Below are 17,839 nucleotides of genomic sequence, written 5' to 3' on the forward strand. Positions count from 1 at the left end.
TGCCATGCGGGGAAGGTCAATAGCCCAGGCCGGCCCTGATCAGCTTGAGGCCATTCTGATCCACGGCAATGCGGTATTTATTGATCTCACCGGCCCTCAGGGTCAGCTTTTGGTTGCGCTGGTTCTCCAGGCCGTTCTGGCACCCGGGGGCCTGTGCCGGCAGCAGGCGCAGGCGCACCGCGACCTGGCCCGGCGGCAGGTTGAACGAGGTCGACTGCTCCTGAAACAGCCGCGCCGAAAGCTGGTCATCGAGGTACACGCCGATCTCGCACGAGGTCGCCACTTCCAGGCGCTCGCGGGAAATGGTCAGAATGCTGTAGTCGGCATTGCCCTCGGCACTGGCCGGGGGGATCAGGCTCAATGCTCCCATCAGGCCGAAAAGGCCCAAAGCTGCCCTGCGCATGAATTCAAACTCCTGCAAATCGATTCTAAGGCTTGCAGCTTGGCGGAGCGGCGCGCCGATTTCCAGCCCGGCAGGCAATCCTCGTACTTGACCTTGCCCCGGTGGCAAGCTTGAGACTGCGCTCAAACCCCACAGGAGGCTGTTGCAATGCAAGTATTCACTGTTCAAGGAATGACCTGCGGCCATTGCGTCAAGGCTGTCACTCGCGCGGTTCAGGCCCAGGATGCAGACGCCAGGGTTGAGGTCGATCTGGGTCAGAAGCAGGTAAAAGTGCAGAGCGAGTTGCCGGCCGAGGAAATTCTCTCGGCGATTCGCGAAGAGGGCTACACGGCTGAAGCCGTCTGACCTCTGACGCCCGCGCGGTGGATAAAAGATTCATCGCGCAGGCGTAACTCTGTCAGCGAAACCCCGGCAGGGCGGTTAGACTAGCGGACTTGCTTAGCCTGCTACGGATTTCCGATGAACCTGCGAACCATCCTGATTCTCGGCGCCTTGAGTGCGTTCGGGCCCCTGGCGATCGACTTCTACTTGCCCGGTTTCCCGGCCATGGCGCTGGCCTTCGGCACCGACGAGAAGCATATCCAGACCACCCTCGCGGCGTACTTTCTCGGCCTGTCGATTGGCCAGCTGGCCTATGGACCAGTGGCCGACCGCTTTGGCCGGCGCATTCCGCTGCTGGTCGGGGTGACGCTATTTACCGTGGCGTCGCTGGCCTGTGCCTTTGCCCCGAGCCTCGACACGTTGATCGTGGCGCGCTTCGTCCAGGCCCTTGGTGGTTGCGCCGGGATGGTGCTGTCGCGAGCGATTGTCAGCGACAAGTGCGATGCGGTGGGGTCGGCCAAAGTCTTTTCGCAACTGATGCTGGTCATGGGCCTGGCGCCGATCCTGGCACCGATGCTCGGTGGCCTGATGGTCAACCTGTACGGTTGGCAGTCGATCTTTATCGCCCTGACCCTGTTCAGTGCCCTGTGCACCCTGGCCGTGGCGCTCGGCCTGCCGGAAAGCCTGCCGGCCAACCAGCCGCGCCAGCCGTTGTCCGGTGCCTTGCGCCAGTACGGGAGGCTGTTCAAGGAGCGCATCTTCCTCGGCCACGCCTTGACCGGTGGCATCGCCATTGCCGGGATGTTTGCCTACATCGCCGGTTCGCCGTTCGTCTTCATCAAACTCTATGGCGTGCCGGCCGAGCACTATGGCTGGCTGTTCGGCAGTAACGCCGCAGGGTTCATCCTGGTGGCGCAGGTCAACGCGCGGCTGCTGGCCAAGCGTGGCCCGGCCTTCCTGCTGGCGCGTGCGGTATGGGTTTACCTGGCGGCGGGGCTGACCCTGCTGGGGATCAGTGCATTGCACCCGACGGCGTTGTGGCCGTTGTTGATTCCGCTGTTCATCTGTATTGCCAGCCTGGGCTGCATCATCCCCAACGCCTCGGCCTGTGCCATGAGCGGGCAGGGCGCCCGGGCCGGCAGCGCTTCAGCACTGCTGGGTTGCCTGCAGTTCAGCGTGGCCGCCGGTGCCGCGGCGCTGGTGGGGGTGCTGCACGATGGCACGGCGGTGCCGATGGCCATCGTCATCAGCTTGTGCGGCCTGGCGGTGGTGAGCGTGGCGATGCTGACCCGGCGCTTGACTCTCAGCCGCTGCGTTTGAGCGGGTGCGGGGCCTGGAGCCGGGCTTGCAGGGTGTTGACGAAGGCGCGGGCCTCGGCCTCGCTGCGAAAGCTCACCACATGCTGGTCGAGCTGAACCTGCCATGGGCAGCCGGGCTTTTTTGCTGATGCACTGACCTGGATATTCATATCTGCATACCTGAGGTTGGCGTTGGCTGATGCATTGTAGCGCTGGCCACGGGGAGCGGAATGACCTGGGTCAGTTGTCGGACTGACGGTCGCGTGCGCCGCGAAAACGCGGCGGGCGCGGGGTTTCAGAAACCTTCGAGAACGATCTTGCCCTTGGCTGCGCCGCTTTCCAGCAGGGCATGGGCGCGGCGCAGGTTGGCGGCATTGATGGTGCCGAAGTGCTCGCCGAGGGTGGTCTTGAGGGTGCCGTTATCGATCAGTTCGGCAACCCGCTCGAGCAGGTTGTGCTGCTCGATCATGTCGGCGGTTTCGAACAGCGAGCGGGTGTACATGAACTCCCAGTGCAGCGACAGGCTCTTGCGCTTGAGCTTGGTGACGTCCAACTGCTTGGGGTCATCGATCAGTGCCAGTTTGCCTTGTGGCGCCAGGGCTTCGACCAGTTGATCGAGGTGCTGGTCAGTCTGGGTCAGGCTGGCGACATGGGTGACCTGCTCGATGCCCTGAGCCTTGAGCGCGGCAGCCAGCGGCTGGCTGTGATCGACCACCTGATCGGCGCCCAGCTTGCGCACCCAGTCCTGGGTTTGTGGGCGCGAGGCGCTGCCGATCACGGTGAGACCGGTCAGCGTGCTCGCCAGTTGGGTGAGGATCGAGCCGACACCGCCGGCGGCGCCGACGATCAGCAGGCTCTGGCCCTGGTCCTGCTGGCCTTCGGCGATTTGCAGACGTTCGAACAACAGCTCCCAGGCCGTGATAGCCGTCAAAGGCAGCGCCGCAGCCTCGGCAAAGCCCAGGGTTTTCGGCATGTGCCCGACGATTCGTTCATCCACCACGTGCAGTTCACTGTTGCCGCCAGCACGGGCGATGGAGCCGGCGTAGTAAACCTTGTCGCCCGGCTGGAACAGGCTGACCTCGCGCCCCACCGCCTTGACCACCCCGGCCACGTCCCAGCCCAGCACCTTGGCGGCGCCGCCTTCTGGCGACACGTTCTGGCGAACCTTGGTATCGACCGGGTTCACCGAGATCGCCCGCACCGCCACCAGCAGGTCGCGTGGGCCTGGCTCGGGGGCTGGCAGTTCGATGTCCTGCAGGGCTGCCGGGTCGGTGATGGGCAGGGAGTGATAGTAGGCAATGGCTTTCATGGGGTGGTCCTTGGCAGATAGGGCGTGACCCCATGATTGGCGCTTTCACTTGTCGTTAAAAGCCGATAAAACTACAGAATCTTTCAATATTTTTTTGATAATGGCGAGTGTCTCGGATGCGTATCGATGATCTGCAGTTGTTCGTTCGTGCCGCCGAGCTGGGCAGCCTGTCTGCGGCCGCACGCTTGCTTGACCTGTCACCGGCAGTGGCCAGTGCTTCGCTCAAACGTCTGGAGCAGCAGTTGGGCGTGCGCTTGCTGGCGCGCTCGACCCGCAATCTGCGCCTGACCGCCGAGGGTGAGGGGTACTTGCAGCATGCCCGTTCCGCCCTGGCGAGCCTGGAGGAGGGGCAGCGAGTCCTGGCCCATGGGCAGGATCAGGTCAGCGGTACCCTGCTGTTGTCGGCGCCCTCGGATTTTGGTCGTAACGTACTCTTGCCGTGGCTCGACGAGCTGCAGGATGAACACCCGCAGCTTAACGTGCGCTTGCTGCTGGGCGATCGCAACGCCGACCTGTTTCGCCAGGCGGCGGACATCGCCCTGCGCTATGGCGCCCCGGAAGACTCCAGTCTGGTGGCCTTGCCGTTGTGCCCGGATAACCGCCGGGTGCTGTGTGCATCACCTGCCTACCTGGCCCGCCACGGTGAGCCGGCCGAAGTGGCGCAACTGGCCGAGCACAATTGCCTGCTGTATCAGTTGGGCAGCCGTGTGCATGACCATTGGCGCTTTGGCGAGGGCGCCAGTGAGGTCGGTGTGAGCGTCAACGGTGATCGTTTTTGTGATGATGCCGATGTGGTCCGGCGCTGGGCACTGGCCGGTGTCGGTATTGCTTACAAGTCCTGGCTGGATGTGGCCAACGATGTGCAGGCCGGACGCCTCAAGTTGCTAATGCCACAACTGCGTGGTGAAGCGGCGCCCCTGAACCTGATGTGCACCCACCGGGCGCAGTTGGGCAAACCCGTGCAGTTATTGCGAAATATGCTTCGAGCGCGTTGTCAGATAATGCTCGAGAAACTGCTGGGTTAAACTGCCCAAGAAGTTGCTATTACGTGACACTCCTACATGACTGGCATGCAATTCTTGTGAGTTTCAGCATAATTTGTTGTAGGTTTTATCGGGCGATCTGAACTTGATAATAATCCGTCAATTGCTAGCAAGATATGTAACATGGGGGTTGGGGTGTTCATGTCCAAACGTATCTTCAGTCTTGTGCCTGGTGGCCATTGCTGAGGTTGCCAATACCTTGGAAATCGACCGGATTACGTTGGCGCAACGCGGCTTATAATGGATCCAGCAGTCATTTCCAGCGAGAGATACTTCCATGTCCAGGTCGGCAAGTATTACCTCTCACTCAGACATCGCCTGGCCCTGGCCCGGGCTGACTGCCGGTGAGGTGCTTGACCGCAAGTAGCCTGAATAACTTTTGTATGTTCGTGTTGCAGGAGGAACACGATGACTTGATAACTTCCACTTCCTGCCTTTCTGGCATCGGACACCTCGCAGTAAATGCTGCCGACATGGTTAATCAATCGATATCAGACATGATCTCGCAGGGAGTTGAGATATGAAACCAGTAACGAGTATCAGCCAGATCGCCAGCTTGTTGGCAGACCCGAAACGCAGTGCGATGCTCTGGGCCTTGATCGATGGCATGGCGCGACCTTCCGATGAGCTCGCCAGCATGGCAGGGCTGACGCCTTCTTCGGCCTGCGCTCACCTGGCCAGGTTGTCGGCCAGTGGCTTGCTGAAGCTGGAACCGCGGGGGCGCAAACGTTATTTCAGGTTAGCCGCGCCGGAAGTTGGGGCGGCTGTCGAGGCGCTGGCCAGTGTCCAGGTCAAAACACCCGAAGACAGTCGCGAGCAGGAGGTGGGTGGCATTCCGTTGTCCATGCGCCGGGCACGGCTGTGTGGCGATCACCTGGGCGGCGAGCTGGCGGCCGATCTCTATCAGCGCCTGTTCGATGCCGGCTGGCTGGAGGGCAGCGAGCAGCACATCGACGTCACCCCGCACGGCCGCGCACAGTTCGCCGCTTACGGGATTTTCATCGAGGCCCTGGCCCAGCATCAACGTCGAAGCTTCAGCAGTTGCCGGTGCTGCAGCGAATGGAGCGATCACCGCCCACATCTGGGAGGCGCGCTGGGCAGCAGCCTGCTCAAGCTGTTTCTGCAGTCCGGCTGGATACGTGAGAGTGAAACATCGCGCATGTTGCAGATCAGCGCGACGGGTTTGGCACACATCAACCGCATAGCCCAGGTTCCAGTGCTGAAGACTGCCGGCTGAACCGAGGAGAGGCGCCTGCTTGGCAGGCGTCGTTGCGGCATTTGGCGAGGTCGCTGCTGACAACTCGCCCGAAGGCAGATGCCGTGACACTCGGGGTTGGCACAACTGCGGGGGATTCTTGCATGGCAGCTCAGGACTACAGTGCGGCGCAGCGTCTGGAACGCTTGCCGATCAGTGGTTACCACCGTCTGATTTTCATCATCATCGCCCTGGCGTTCTTCTTCGACTCCATGGACCTGGCGATGATGACCTTCCTGCTCGGCTCGATCAAAGCCGAGTTCGGCTTGAGCACGGCCCAGGCCGGGTTACTGGCCAGTTCGAGCTTCTTCGGCATGGTGCTGGGCGCATCGCTGTCCGGAATGCTCGGTGACCGCTTCGGGCGCAAGCCGGTGTTCCAGTGGAGCATCGTGCTCTGGGGCCTGGCCAGTTACCTGTGCTCGACCGCGCAGTCGGTCGAAACCCTGACGTTGTATCGAGTAGTGCTGGGGATCGGCATGGGCATGGAGTTTCCGATTGCCCAGTCGATGCTTTCGGAGCTGATTCCGGCCAAGCGCCGCGGCCGCTACATTGCCCTGATGGATGGTTTCTGGCCCCTGGGTTTCGTGGCCGCCGGGGTGCTGTCGTATTTTCTGCTGCCGCTGATTGGCTGGCGCGACATCTTCCTGGTGCTCGCGGTGCCTGCGGTGTTCGTTTTGGCCATTCGCTTTTTTCTGCCCGAATCGCCGCGCTGGCTCGAGCAATCCGGTCGTCTGCTGGAGGCTGATACGGTGCTACGTGGCATCGAGGCAAAGGTGATGAATTCGCTGGGGCTGCAGCAATTACCCGTACCGGTGCCATTGGCACGAACGGCGCCGCAGACACCGGGCTTTTTCTCGGCGTTCGTTGAGCTCTGGTCGACGCAGTACCGTCGCCGCACCCTGATGATCTGGAGTGTCTGGTTCTTTGCCTTGCTGGGCTTCTACGGTCTGACCTCGTGGCTCAGCGCGTTGCTGCAGCAGTCAGGTTTCGCTGTTACCCAGTCGGTGTACTACACCGTGCTGATTTCCCTGGGCGGGATTCCCGGGTTTCTCGTCGCGGCCTGCCTGGTGGAGGTGTGGGGGCGCAAGCCGACCTGCGTGATGACCTTGCTGGGTGGTGGTGTCATGGCCTACCTGTACGGGCAAAGTGCGGTGTTTGGCGGGCAGGTGGAGCTGTTGATCGGCACGGGGCTGCTGATGCAGTTTTTTCTGTTCGGGATGTGGGCAGTGCTCTACACCTACACTCCCGAGCTCTATCCCACTTCGGCGCGGGCTACCGGTTCGGGGTTTGCCTCGGCGGTCGGGCGTATCGGTTCGCTGCTCGGGCCGATGGTCACCGGCTTGCTGTTTCCGTTGGCCGGGCAGGGCGGGGTGTTTGCCCTGGGGGCACTGTGCTTTGCCGTGGCGGCGCTGGTGGTTGGGGTGTTCGGGGTCGAGACCCGCGGCAAGACCCTGGAGGAGCTGAGCGAGATTCAGGATTAACCTGTAGGAGCGGGCTTGCCCCGCGATCGAGCGCTACCCGATGTGCAGGCTGCACTGGCCTCATCGCGGGTCAAGCCCGCTCCTACAGGTCCAGCTCCAATGTCAGGGTTTGACCAACCGCGCATCCAGGCTGTTCTGCGCCAGGCGCCGCGCCTGGTCTTGGGTCATGCCCAGGTGCTCATGCAGGGCCTGGAAGTTCTCGGTGACGTAACCCCCGAAGTACGCCGGGTCATCGGAGTTGACCGTGACCTTCACGCCACGCTCGAGCATGTCGAGGATGTTGTGCTGGCTCATGTGCTCGAACACGCACAGCTTGGTGTTGGACAGCGGGCAGACGGTCAGCGGGATCTGCTCGTCGATGATCCGCTGCATCAGGCGCTCGTCTTCGATGGCGCGTACGCCATGGTCGATACGCTGGATCTTCAGCAGGTCGATGGCCTCCCAGATGTATTCGGGCGGGCCTTCTTCGCCAGCGTGGGCAACGGTCAGGAAGCCTTCGCTACGGGCCCGGTCGAACACCCGCTGGAACTTGCTCGGCGGGTGGCCCATCTCCGAGCTGTCGAGGCCGACGGCAATGAAGGCATCACGAAACGGCATGGCCTGGTCGAGGGTCTTGTGGGCTTGCTCTTCACTGAGGTGGCGCAGGAAACTGAGGATCAGGCCGCTGCTGATGCCCAGTTGCTGCTGGCCATCCTTGAGTGCCGCTCTGATGCCATTGACCACAACCTCGAAAGGGATGCCACGATCGGTGTGGGTCTGCGGGTCGAAGAACGGCTCGGTGTGAATCACGTTCTGCGCCTTGCAACGCTGCAGGTAGGCCCAGGTCAGGTCGTAGAAGTCCTGCTCGGTGCGCAGCACATCGGCGCCTTGGTAGTAGAGGTCGAGAAACTCTTGCAGGTTGTTGAACGCATAGGCGCTGCGCAGGGCTTCGACATCGTTCCAGGGCAGGGCAATCTTGTTGCGCTCGGCCAGGGCGAACAGCAACTCGGGCTCCAGCGATCCTTCCAGGTGCAGGTGCAATTCTGCCTTGGGCAGAGCGTTAAGCCAGTCGTACATAGTGGTGGAATCTCATCAGGTGCGGTTGCCGCCATTCTACAGAGGTTGCGCTGTCTACGCGGAGAAAGCTGACCAGGCGGTTCCTGCGGGTAACCTTCAACGATGGCGAAACCAACGCGATCGAGGGCATGACCCTCTTCGTGCGCTTCGCCACCGTCATCATGTTGGCATTGCTTGCCTTTGAGCTATCAGCCCGCGATCAGTTGTGCGGCGGCCTGACGGTGATCAGCGATCAGCGCCTGGACATCCAGCCCCTCGATCTGGCCATCGACAACCCGCCACTGGCCGCCGACCATGACCCGGTCGGCGCGGTCGGCGCCGCACAGCAGTAGGGCCGAGAGCGGGTCGTGGCTGCCGGAGAAGCGCAGCTCGTCGAGTTTGAACAGGGCCAGATCAGCCTGTTTGCCCACCGCCAGCTCGCCGATGTCGGTACGCCCGAGCAACTGCGCCGAGCCGCGGGTGGCCCAGCCCAAAACCAGTTCCGGCGTAATCGCTTCGGCGCCGTAGCGCAGCCGTTGCAGGTACAGGGCCTGGCGCGCTTCGAGGATCATGTTGGAGGCATCGTTGGAGGCCGAACCGTCCACGCCCAGGCCCACCGGCGCCCCGGCCCGGGTCAGTTCCAGGGTTGGGCAGATGCCCGAGGCCAGGCGCATGTTCGAGCTTGGGCAATGGCAGATGCCGGTGCCGGCGGCGCCCAGGCGGGCGATCTCGTCCGGATTGAAATGGATGCCATGAGCCAGCCAGGTGCGCGGGCCGAGCCAGCCGACACTGTCGAGGTAATCGACCGTGCGCAGGCCGAAGCGCTGCAGGCAGAAGTCTTCTTCGTCGAGGGTTTCGGCCAGGTGAGTGTGCAGGCGCACGTCCAGCGCTTTGGCCAGATCGGCGCTGGCGCGCATGATTTGCGGCGTGACCGAGAACGGCGAGCAGGGCGCCAGGGCGATCTGGACCTGCGCACCGTCGCCACGCTCATGGTAGCTGTGGATAAGTCGCTGGCTGTCCGCCAGGATCACTTCGCCCTGTTGCACCGTCTGTTGCGGCGGCAGGCCGCCGTCGGCTTCGCCCAGGCTCATGGAGCCGCGGGTGAGCATGGCGCGCATGCCCAGTTTGCGTACCGCTTCGACTTGCACGTCGATGGCGTTTTCCAGGCCATCGGGGAACAGGTAATGGTGGTCGGCGGCGGTGGTGCAGCCCGACAGCAACAGCTCGGCCAGGGCCACGCGGGTCGCCAGTTCAAGCTTGGCCGGGGTCAGCCGGGCCCAGACCGGGTAGAGGGTTTTCAGCCAGGGAAACAATGGCTGGTTGACCACCGGCGCCCAGGCGCGGGTCAGGGTCTGGTAGAAGTGGTGGTGGGTGTTGATAAGTCCTGGCAACACCACGTGTTCACGGGCATCGAAGACTTGTCCACAGGGGCTGCCCGGGCTTTGCCCCAGGCCAAGTACTTGCTGGATACGGCCGTCTTCAATCACCAGGCCGCCACGGGCGTCGAGGCTGTTGGCTGTGAAGATGGCGAGGGGGTTTTTCAACCAGATGCGGGTCGCAGGCATGGTGCCGGCTCCTCTGAAAGTGGGTTCAGGTTAGCCAGCTCAGTGTTGCCCTGTCTGCTGATCCAGGTCCGCCGCGGTGGGCGAGGTGTCGAGTCTACACCCACCGCGCGGGGTTTCACCAGATCAGGCTTTCGCCCTTGTAATTGATGAATTGCAGGCCGCCTTTGCCACTGTGGGCGTGAACCTGATCGACCATGCCGCGGGTGCTGGTTGGCACATCGATGTCGGCGCCTTCACCGCCCATGTCGGTCTTTACCCAGCCCGGGTGCATGGCCAGCACGGTCAGTTGCGGTTCGCCGAGTTGCACCACGAAGCTGTTGATCATCGAGTTCAGTGCGGCCTTACTGGCCTTGTACAGGCACAGTTCCGGCGCATCGGGAATGCTCACGCTGCCCAGCACCGAACTCATGAAGGCGATCACCCCGGTGTCTTTGCGCAGTTGCGGGGCGAAACGCTGGGCCACGCGAATCGGCGCCACGCTGTTGGTCATGAACAATTCGCCGACGTCAGCGAGCCTGGCCTGTTCCGGGTTCTGCTCCTCCGGGCCCTTGACCCCGGCGTTGACGAACAGCAGGTCGAAGGTGTGTGCAGCGAGACGTTCCTGCAGTGCATCGAGCTGGCGGGCGTTGTTCATCTCAAGGGTTTGCACCTGCACCCGGGGCAGGGTGCTCAGGGCTTCGGCCTTGGCCAGGTCGCGGACAGTGGCAACCACATTCCAGCCATCTTCCACCAGGCGCTGCACCAGGCCAAGGCCCAGGCCGCGCGAGGCGCCGATGATCAGGGCGGTCTTGTTCGTGGACATAGGGAACTCCTTTCAAGGGGGCATCAATCGTTGATCAAAGAATAACCAGTCTAGCCAAGCCGTGGCCCAGCAAGCCGTTGGCGCAGGGGTGCACGGCTTATCCACAGTTTGCTCCACAGTATTTGTGTGCAAGCGTGAACGCTGGACACAAGCCTGTCAGGGCCGCTGTGCCCTGGCAATAACTGGGGATAACTCGCTGATTTTTCGACAGTTGAAGCACTGTCATCAGATCTTGATCAAAATATGATCGTTCTTCTGCAGGCCCCGTGGTTAAAGGCTCACAGCCGAATGCTCAGAGCTTATCCACAGCCGGGCCCACAGTGAATGTGGGCAAATGTTCAGGCGCGTTCCAGCAGGATTCGGCCACGGCTGAGGTCGGCCAGCTGACGCTGCAGCACTTCGATCTGTTCTTCGCCAAGGGCCAGGCGCAGGTCGACGCCATTGGCGGTGAACTGTTCGTCCAGTACCAGGCCATCGGCCTCGGCCACGCGCAGCTTGAGCAGCGCCAGTTCGCTGAAACTGCAGCTGCAGGTCAGTTCGCTGCGGCTGACCAGCAAGCGTTTTTCTGCTTGCTGCAGGCATTTATTGGCGCCACCGCCGTAGGCACGAGCCAGGCCGCCGGTGCCCAGTTGGATGCCGCCGTACCAGCGGATCACCAGCACCACCACCTGGTCGCAGTCCTGGGCCTCGATTGCAGCCAGGATCGGCCGCCCAGCGGTGCCGCCGGGTTCGCCGTCGTCGCTGCTGCGGTATTGTCCGCCGAGTTTCCAGGCCCAGCAATTGTGGGTGGCAGCGAGGTCGCTATGGGTTTCGATGAAGCTCATGGCGTCGGCCGGGCTGCTGATCGGCGCAGCCAGGGTGATGAAACGGCTCTTGCGAATCTCTTCGCGAAACTCGCAGGTGTCGAGCAGGGTAAAAGGCATAAGGCAGGTTCAGTCGCGAGGTGTCAGGCCACAGCCTTTGAGAATGATGTGGATAAGATTGTTGCTGGCGTCTTCCATGTCCTGCTTGGTCAGGCGGCTGCGGCCGGTGACCTGGCAGATCTGGGTGGCGAAGTCGGCGTAGTGCTGGGTGCTGCCCCACAGCAGGAAAATCAGGTGCACCGGGTCGACCGGGTCCATCTTGCCGGCGTCGATCCAGGCCTGGAACACCGCGGCACGGCCCTTGAACCAGGCGCGGTAGTCTTCGCTGAAATAATCGCTCAGGCACTGCCCGCCGCTGATGATCTCCATGGCGAAGATCCGTGATGCCTGCGGGTTGCGCCGGGAGAATTCCATTTTGGTGCGGATGTAGCTGCTCAATGCCTGGGCCGGATCATCGTCGACGGTCAAGGCGTTGAAGGTGCTGTCCCACAGCTCGATGATGTTGCTCAACACCGCCACATACAGGCCAAGCTTGTTGGTGAAGTAGTAGTGCAGGTTGGCCTTGGGCAACCCGGCCTTGAGGGCGATGGTGTTCATGCTGGTGCCCTTGAAGCCGTGGCGGGCGAATTCGTCCTCGGCGGCCTGGATGATGGCCTGCTCGTTCTTCTGGCGAATGCGGCCGGCGGGCTTGCCCGAGACTTGGAGGCGATGCGCAGGGACTTCAAAGGTCATGAACGATTCCAGACAAGGCAATGGGTATCTCTTATGACTGGCTAACCTACCAGCATTAGTTCTCAGCGAGTAGCCGCCAGGCTTTCAAGGAAGCTTTCCAGTACCAGGTGCGGGCGTCGGCCTTTGCGCGTTACCCAGCACAGGCTCAGGTCGTAGAAGCGCTCGGCGGGCTTGAGCGCGCGCAAGCGGCCTTGCTGCACCCAGAACGTCGCGTAGTGGTCCGGCAGGTAGCCGATGTAGCGCCCGGTCAGAATCAGGAAGGCCATGCCTTCGCGGTCGGAGGCGCTGGCGGTGCAGTTCAGCGCCTGGTAATGGGCCTGGATATCGGCGGGCAGGCGGAAGGTCGGCGCGATGGCGTCCTGGCTGTTGAGACGCTCGTCGTCCAGTTGCCGATCGTCGGCATAGAACAGCGGATGGCCGACCGCGCAGTAGAGCAGCGAGCGTTCGCTGTACAGCGGCTGGTACTCAAGGCCCGACAGCGGGCTGGTCTGCGGCACCACGCCAACATGCAGGCTGCCATCGAGCACGCCCTGTTCGACCTGGCTGGGGGCGATCATGCGAATCTGGATGCGCACGTCCGGGCCGCGATCCTTGAGCTGGGCCAGGGCATGGGTAATGCGCATGTGCGGCAGGGTCACCAGGTTGTCGGTCAGGCCGATGTTCAGTTCGCCGCGCAAATGCTGGTGCAGGCCGTTGACCTCGGTGCGAAAGCTCTCCAGGGCGCTGAGCAACTGCAGCGCCGAGTGATACACCTCGCGGCCTTCTTCGGTCAGCGAGAAACCGGCGCGCCCGCGCTGGCACAGGCGCAGGCCCAAGCGCTGCTCAAGGTCGCTCATCTGCTGGCTGATGGCCGAACGGCCGATGCCCAGCACGTTCTCGGCAGCCGAAAAGCCGCCGCACTCCACCACGCTGCGGTAGATCTTCAACAGGCGGATATCGAAATCGCTGACCTGGGCCAGGGGTTGTGGACGTTTCACGCGATGCCTCTGCGTTCAGGGACATGAAAGGCACACAACATACGCTGATCAGACATTCTCGCGCCAGCGACGGGCCTGAACGATCAGGGCCGGGGCGAAGTGCAACAGCAGCATTCGCACCAGGTGATGAGACAGCACGAACACCACATTCAGCCCGCCGCTGAAGGCGACGATGGCGATGGTTTCGATGGCGCCGGGCATGTAGGCCAGCCACAGGGTGAAGGGGTCGCTGCCCAGGACCTTGGCGGCCACTCCGGCAAAGGCTGCGGCGACCAGCAGCATCAAGCCCACGGACATCAGCCCGGCGCTGCCGTGACGGATGAGCTCCTTGAGGCGGATTTCCCTGAACCTGGCGCCGATCAGCACACCGAGGATCAGCGCGGCGAAGTCCACGCTCCAGCCGGGCATGTGAAAAGCCTGCAGCAAGCCAAGCTTTACATAGGCCGCCGTGGCGATGATCGCCGTGAGCATGAAGGGCGCGGGAACACCAAGCTTGAGCAGCAGGCGCCCCAGCAGGATGCACAGGGCAAGCAGCGATGCCAGGGTCAGCAACAGGCTCGGGGTGAGCGAGGCGCTCGCGACTGCAGGTGCATCGCTACCTGCGCGAATGCACAGGCTGACCAGCAGGGTGATCGACACCAGGCGCATCAGGTGCACGACGATCACCTTGCTGGAAGCCCGTTCCGACTCCAGCAAGTCGAACACCGCAGCCAGGGCGCCGGGGTAAACCGCCAGCAGCGAATCCTTGAGGCTCCAGCCGCAGCCCTTGAACAGCCACAGGCCGGCAACGCTGATCTGCGCACTCAGGCACAACAGCAGAAAACCCAGGCTCGGCAGGATGCTGGCCACTGTGGCGCTATCCCAGGCCTCGAACATCAGCCCGGTGGCGATACCCATGACCAGTTGCACATATTCCAGGCCAAAGCGCAGGTTGGGAGTAAAGCGCAGCCGGCTGACCAGCGTGGCACTGGCGACGATGGTGCCCAGCAGCAGCCCGTGAGGCACACCAGCAAACTGTACGGCGGCGCCAACCAGGGCGCAGATCATTAAACACAGGATGGTTTTCATGGTGGGCGTGCTTGCGCGTCCTGCGCCAAGTCTCCTGAAGGGGGCCGCCGGCATCATGCGCCTTGCCGGGATGCATGGAAACACTTTGTAACATCCTTGCGACTGCAAGTTTTGAATGAATGTTTAACTAAAGTTGATCTGAAGATTAGAAAAGCCAGGTTTTCCAAACTTTATGCTCATGCCAATTTAGCTGCAACAACACTTGTCGCTGCCCAATTGCCTTGCGAGGACTTGTCCGATGAATCTGCCTGAAAACGCTCCTGTCGGTCTGGCCAGCCAGCTCAAGCTGGACGCCCACTGGATGCCCTACACCGCCAACCGCAATTTTCAGCGCGATCCACGGCTGATCGTCGCCGCCGAAGGCAGCTACCTGACCGACGACAAGGGGCGCAAGATCTATGACGCGCTGTCCGGCCTGTGGACCTGCGGCGCCGGTCACACCCGCAAGCAGATCCAGGAGGCGGTCTCGCGCCAGTTGGGCGTGCTCGATTACTCGCCGGCCTTCCAGTTCGGTCACCCGCTGTCGTTCCAGCTGGCCGAGAAGATCACCGACCTGACCCCGGGCAACCTTAATCACGTCTTCTATACCAACTCCGGTTCCGAGTGCGCCGACACCGCGGTGAAGATGGTCCGTGCCTACTGGCGCCTGAAAGGCCAGGCCACCAAGACTAAGCTGATCGGCCGTGCCCGTGGCTATCACGGGGTGAACATCGCCGGCACCAGCCTGGGTGGCGTCAACGGTAACCGCAAGCTGTTCGGCCAGTTGCTCGACGTCGATCACCTTCCGCACACCCTGCTGCCGGGCAATGCCTTCACCAAGGGCATGCCGGAAGAGGGCGGTATCGCCCTGGCCGATGAAATGCTCAAACTGATCGAGCTGCACGATGCCTCGAACATCGCCGCGCTGATCGTCGAACCGCTGGCCGGTTCCGCCGGCGTGCTGCCGCCACCCAAGGGTTATCTGAAACGCCTGCGGGAAATCTGCGACCAGCACAACATCTTGCTGATCTTCGACGAAGTGATTACCGGCTTCGGCCGCATGGGTTCGATGTTCGGTGCCGATGCCTTCGGCGTTACCCCGGATTTGATGTGTATTGCCAAGCAGGTCACCAACGGCGCCATCCCGATGGGCGCGGTGATCGCCAGCAGCGAGATCTACCAGACCTTCATGAACCAGCCGACCCCGGAATACGCGGTGGAATTCCCCCACGGCTACACCTACTCGGCGCACCCGGTGGCCTGCGCCGCCGGTATCGCCGCGCTGGACCTGCTGGAGAAGGAAAACCTGGTACAGGCTGCCGCCGAACTGTCGCCGCACTTCGAGAAGGTGCTGCACGGGGTCAAGGGCGCGAAGAACATCATCGACATTCGTAACTACGGCCTGGCCGGGGCGATCCAGATTGCCGCCCGTGACGGCGATGCCATCGTGCGTCCGTACGAGATTGCCATGAAGCTGTGGAAAGCCGGCTTCTATGTGCGCTTCGGCGGCGACACCCTGCAGTTCGGCCCAACCTTCAACAGCCAGGCACAGGAACTGGATCGTCTGTTCGATGCGGTGGGTGAGGCCATCAACCAGGTCGATTGATCGTTCCTCTCTCTATATAAGAAGCGGGCGCGAGTGATCTCGCGCCCAGGCATACCCCCTTTCTGGAGTTCTGCATGAGCACTGTTCAACACCTGATCAACGGCGAACTGGTTGCTGCCGACGCGCGCACCGCCGATGTCTTCAACCCGTCCACTGGCCAGGCTATCCACAAGGTCGCCCTGGCCAGCAAGCAAACCGTGCAGCAAGCCATCGATTCGGCCAAGGCCGCGTTCCCGGCCTGGCGCAATACGCCGCCGGCCAAGCGCGCCCAGGTGATGTTCCGCTTCAAGCAATTGCTGGAGCAGAACGAGGCGCGTATCTCCCAACTGATCAGCGAAGAGCACGGCAAGACCCTGGAGGACGCCGCCGGTGAACTCAAGCGCGGCATCGAGAACGTCGAGTTCGCCTGCGCCGCCCCGGAAGTGCTCAAGGGCGAGTACAGCCGCAACGTCGGCCCGAACATCGATGCCTGGTCCGATTTCCAGCCGCTGGGCGTGGTGGCCGGTATCACCCCGTTCAACTTCCCGGCCATGGTGCCGCTGTGGATGTACCCACTGGCGATTGCCTGCGGTAACTGCTTTATCCTCAAACCGTCGGAGCGTGACCCGAGCTCGACTCTGCTGATAGCCCAGTTGCTGCACGAAGCCGGCCTGCCGAAAGGCGTGCTCAACGTGGTGCATGGTGACAAGGAAGCGGTTGATGCGCTGATCGAGGCGCCAGAGGTCAAGGCCCTGAGTTTCGTCGGTTCAACGCCGATTGCCGAATACATCTATGCCGAAGGCACCAAGCGCGGCAAACGCGTCCAGGCCCTGGGCGGGGCGAAAAACCACGCGGTGCTGATGCCTGATGCCGACCTGGACAATGCCGTCAGCGCGCTGATGGGCGCAGCGTACGGTTCTTGCGGTGAGCGTTGCATGGCAATCTCCGTGGCCGTATGCGTCGGCGACCAGGTGGCTGATGCACTGATCGCCAAGCTTGAGCCGCAGATCAAGGCGCTGAAGATTGGCGCCGGCACTTCCTGCGGCCTGGACATGGGCCCGCTGGTTACCGCGGCGGCCCGTGACAAGGTGGTTGGCTACATCGACCAAGGTGTGGCTGCTGGTGCGCAGTTGGTGGTCGACGGCCGTGGCTACCGGGTTGCCGGTAACGAAGACGGCTACTTTGTCGGCGGCACTCTGTTCGATCGCGTAACCCCCGAGATGAGCATCTATAAAGAAGAGATCTTCGGGCCGGTACTCTGCGTCGTGCGTGTGGACAGCCTGGAAGAAGCCATGCGCCTGATCAACGAGCACGAGTACGGTAACGGCACCTGCATCTTTACCCGTGACGGTGAAGCGGCGCGCCTGTTCTGCGACGAAATCGAAGTGGGTATGGTCGGCGTCAACGTCCCGCTGCCGGTACCGGTGGCTTACCACAGCTTCGGTGGCTGGAAGCGTTCGCTGTTCGGCGACCTGCATGCTTATGGCCCGGATGGCGTGCGTTTCTACACGCGCCGCAAAGCCATTACCCAGCGCTGGCCACAACGTGCCAGTCATGAAGCCTCGCAGTTTGCATTTCCGAGCCTCTAAGGCGTTAGCTGCAAGCTGCAAGTTGAGCGCGGTGCTAGCGCTTCTACTTGCAGCTTGAAGCTTGTGGCTTATAGCTAAAACGCCGCCGCTGAAACAAAGTTGAAATAAGTCCTTGACGCGCCATTTAATCTCTCTATAATTCGCCCCACTTCCGGCGCAGTCGGAACTGAAAACTCCTTGAGTTTCAAAGAGTTAGCGGTTCCAGAGTCATCCGGAAGGGCTTCGATCGAAAGATCGACAGCGGTGAAAAAGGCAGTTGACAGTGGTTTGAAACGCTGTAGAATTCGCCTCCCGCTGACGAGAGATCGCAGCGAGTCAAGTGGTTGAAGTTGAAAGAGAAATTCTGAAAAACTTCAAAATAAACGCTTGACAGGCTCTGAGGAAAGCGTAGAATGCGCGCCTCGGTTGAGACGAAAAGCTCTTAACCAACCGCTCTTTAACAACTGAATCAAGCAATTCGTGTGGGTGCTTGTGAGCTCAGACTGATAGTCAAAAAGATTATCAGCATCACAAGTGGCTACACGAAAAATCGAA

General features: G+C 61.9%; 17 protein-coding genes. 7 read left to right on the forward strand and 10 right to left on the reverse strand.

Features of this window, described 5'->3' with window-relative positions:
* Positions 1-16: 16 nt before the first annotated feature.
* Complete coding sequence (locus tag BV82_RS03785; protein WP_010221740.1) at positions 17-403, reverse strand: hypothetical protein; 387 nt, start codon at positions 401-403, stop codon at positions 17-19.
* A gap of 147 nt (positions 404-550) precedes the next feature.
* Between BV82_RS03785 and BV82_RS03790 the strand changes: the two genes are divergently transcribed.
* A complete protein-coding gene (locus BV82_RS03790; protein WP_010221741.1) occupies positions 551-748 on the forward strand; it encodes a heavy-metal-associated domain-containing protein in 198 nt (65 codons plus the stop codon).
* A gap of 114 nt (positions 749-862) precedes the next feature.
* The gene (locus BV82_RS03795; RefSeq protein WP_010221742.1) at positions 863-2,044 is read left to right on the forward strand and encodes a multidrug effflux MFS transporter; all 1,182 of its coding nucleotides are present in this window, start codon (positions 863-865) and stop codon (positions 2,042-2,044) included.
* On the opposite strand, the gene BV82_RS03800 is transcribed toward BV82_RS03795, so the two are convergent.
* On the reverse strand, positions 2,028-2,192 hold the full coding sequence (locus BV82_RS03800) for a hypothetical protein (RefSeq protein ID WP_010221743.1): 165 nt from the start codon (positions 2,190-2,192) through the stop codon (positions 2,028-2,030). The genes BV82_RS03795 and BV82_RS03800 overlap by 17 nt on opposite strands.
* A gap of 125 nt (positions 2,193-2,317) precedes the next feature.
* Positions 2,318-3,331 carry a zinc-binding alcohol dehydrogenase family protein gene (locus tag BV82_RS03805; protein WP_010221744.1) on the reverse strand — a complete coding sequence of 338 codons (1,014 nt, stop codon included), beginning with the start codon at positions 3,329-3,331 and terminating at the stop codon, positions 2,318-2,320.
* Between the two features lie 116 nt (positions 3,332-3,447).
* Between BV82_RS03805 and BV82_RS03810 the strand changes: the two genes are divergently transcribed.
* From BV82_RS03810 to BV82_RS03820, 3 genes are all read left to right on the forward strand, one after another.
* Positions 3,448-4,356: a LysR family transcriptional regulator gene (locus BV82_RS03810; RefSeq protein ID WP_010221745.1), complete on the forward strand. Its 909-nt coding sequence runs from the start codon at positions 3,448-3,450 to the stop codon at positions 4,354-4,356.
* A gap of 538 nt (positions 4,357-4,894) precedes the next feature.
* Positions 4,895-5,611 carry an ArsR/SmtB family transcription factor gene (locus BV82_RS03815; protein WP_010221746.1) on the forward strand — a complete coding sequence of 239 codons (717 nt, stop codon included), beginning with the start codon at positions 4,895-4,897 and terminating at the stop codon, positions 5,609-5,611.
* Positions 5,612-5,733: 122 nt separating this feature from the next.
* A complete protein-coding gene (locus BV82_RS03820) occupies positions 5,734-7,110 on the forward strand; it encodes an MFS transporter (RefSeq protein WP_036995575.1) in 1,377 nt (458 codons plus the stop codon).
* A 102-nt stretch (positions 7,111-7,212) separates the two neighbouring features.
* On the opposite strand, the gene BV82_RS03825 is transcribed toward BV82_RS03820, so the two are convergent.
* The 7 genes from BV82_RS03825 to BV82_RS03855 form a co-directional block, all read right to left on the reverse strand.
* Positions 7,213-8,166: an adenosine deaminase gene (locus tag BV82_RS03825; protein ID WP_010221748.1), complete on the reverse strand. Its 954-nt coding sequence runs from the start codon at positions 8,164-8,166 to the stop codon at positions 7,213-7,215.
* 188 nt (positions 8,167-8,354) lie between these two features.
* Complete coding sequence (locus tag BV82_RS03830) at positions 8,355-9,710, reverse strand: 8-oxoguanine deaminase (RefSeq protein ID WP_036995576.1); 1,356 nt, start codon at positions 9,708-9,710, stop codon at positions 8,355-8,357.
* 115 nt (positions 9,711-9,825) lie between these two features.
* Positions 9,826-10,512 (reverse strand): SDR family oxidoreductase, encoded by a 687-nt coding sequence (locus BV82_RS03835; protein ID WP_010221750.1) that lies wholly within the window; start codon positions 10,510-10,512, stop codon positions 9,826-9,828.
* Between the two features lie 338 nt (positions 10,513-10,850).
* Positions 10,851-11,435, reverse strand: coding sequence for an IMPACT family protein (locus BV82_RS03840; RefSeq protein ID WP_010221751.1), 585 nt, complete (start codon positions 11,433-11,435; stop codon positions 10,851-10,853).
* A gap of 9 nt (positions 11,436-11,444) precedes the next feature.
* A complete protein-coding gene (locus BV82_RS03845; RefSeq protein WP_010221752.1) occupies positions 11,445-12,107 on the reverse strand; it encodes a TetR/AcrR family transcriptional regulator in 663 nt (220 codons plus the stop codon).
* A gap of 62 nt (positions 12,108-12,169) precedes the next feature.
* Entirely contained in the window at positions 12,170-13,084 is a 915-nt protein-coding gene (locus tag BV82_RS03850) for a LysR family transcriptional regulator (RefSeq protein ID WP_010221753.1), read from the reverse strand.
* A 48-nt stretch (positions 13,085-13,132) separates the two neighbouring features.
* A complete protein-coding gene (locus tag BV82_RS03855) occupies positions 13,133-14,152 on the reverse strand; it encodes an AbrB family transcriptional regulator (protein WP_036995577.1) in 1,020 nt (339 codons plus the stop codon).
* A 238-nt stretch (positions 14,153-14,390) separates the two neighbouring features.
* Between BV82_RS03855 and aptA the strand changes: the two genes are divergently transcribed.
* Both aptA and BV82_RS03865 read left to right on the forward strand, forming a co-directional pair.
* Entirely contained in the window at positions 14,391-15,737 is a 1,347-nt protein-coding gene (gene aptA, locus BV82_RS03860) for an omega-aminotransferase AptA (protein WP_010221755.1), read from the forward strand.
* Between the two features lie 74 nt (positions 15,738-15,811).
* Positions 15,812-17,305, forward strand: a complete 1,494-nt coding sequence (locus BV82_RS03865) for a CoA-acylating methylmalonate-semialdehyde dehydrogenase (protein WP_036995578.1) — start codon at positions 15,812-15,814, stop codon at positions 17,303-17,305.
* Positions 17,306-17,839: the final 534 nt, after the last annotated feature.

Origin of the sequence: Pseudomonas donghuensis, assembly GCF_000696345.2 — a bacterium.
GTDB lineage: Bacteria > Pseudomonadota > Gammaproteobacteria > Pseudomonadales > Pseudomonadaceae > Aquipseudomonas > Aquipseudomonas donghuensis.